General features: G+C 67.0%; 1 pseudogene. It reads left to right on the top strand.

What is annotated here, in order from left to right:
* The first annotated feature begins 74 nt into the window (after window positions 1–74).
* Window positions 75–1261: pseudogene (locus P2L57_RS39805) on the top strand (IS3 family transposase).
* Window positions 1262–1301 lie beyond the last annotated feature (40 nt).

Below are 1301 nucleotides of genomic sequence, written 5' to 3'. Positions count from 1 at the left end.
TGAGCTGAACCGGATTTTGTAGCGGCCCTGAAGCCAGGCATGATCGCCTCGGCAGATGGGAGAACACAGGTCCGATGCCTGCACCACGGAAGTACCCCGACGAACTGCGTGAGCGGGCCGTCCGCGAAGTCCAGGCCTCCGGTCGCCCAGTCGCCCACGTGGCCCGGGACCTCGGCATCCACAAGGAAGCGTTGCGAGGCTGGGTCCGCCAAGCCGAAGCCGACCAGGGAGGTCGGCCCGATCTGCTGACCACCGCCGAGCGAGCCGAGCTGACCCAACTCCGCAAGGAGATAGCCGAGTTGCGGCGGGCGAACGAGATCCTGAAAGCCGCCTCGGTGTTTTTCGCGAAGGAGCTCGACCAGCCCCGCACGAGGCTGACGCGGTGATCAACCATCTCCGCAACGACTTCGGGGTCGAGCCCGTGTGCCGGGAGCTGGACCTGTCGGTCTCGGCATACAACGCTCGACGCAGGAGGCCCACGTCAGCCCGGCGCCTGCGCGACGAACAGCTCATCGAGCACATCCGCCGCGTCCACGCAGCCTCCGGCGAGACGTATGGGGCCCGGCGCATCCACCGCCAGCTGCGGCGCGAAGGCGTGCACGCCGCGCGGTGCACCGTCGAGCGCCTGATGCGCGAGGACGACCTGGAGGGCGTCATCCGCGGACAGCGGCGCCGCACCACCATCCCCGAGCCGACCGCACCCAGGCCGCCGGACCTGGTCAACCGCCGCTTCGAGGCAAGCCGACCGAACCAGCTATGGGTCGCCGACCTCACCTACATCCGCACCTGGTCGGGCTGGGTATACGTCGCCTTCGTCCTCGACGTGTACTCGCGGATGATCGTCGGATGGCAGCTCGCCACCCACATGCGCACCGACCTCCCCCTGGACGCCCTGGAGATGGCCTTGTGGCGACGGGGCATCAAGAGGGGATCAGGTCTGATTCATCACAGTGATCGCGGTTCGCAATACGTGTCGATCCGCTACGGCGAACGACTGCTGGAGGCTGGCGCGACCGCATCAGTCGGCTCCGTCGCCGACAGCTATGACAACGCCATGGCCGAGGCGCTGAACGGTTCGTTCAAGGCCGAGCTGATCGAGCACCAAGGCCCGTGGCGGGACGCTGACCAGGTCGAACGCGCGGTCGTCCAGTGGGTCGGCTGGTACAACACCGAGCGTCTGCACTCCGCCCTCGACTACCTTCCACCCGAGGAATTCGAGGCCGAGTACTACCGTTCCCTGGCGACCCCGAACACCGCCTGAAAACTCACAAACCGGCCGCTACGAAACTCGGGGCAGCTCA

It is taken from the genome of Streptantibioticus ferralitis, from assembly GCF_029223525.1.
GTDB lineage: Bacteria > Actinomycetota > Actinomycetes > Streptomycetales > Streptomycetaceae > Streptantibioticus_A > Streptantibioticus_A ferralitis.
Note: the sequence above shows the minus strand (reverse complement) of the source record. Positions and strands in the feature narration are given on the sequence as shown.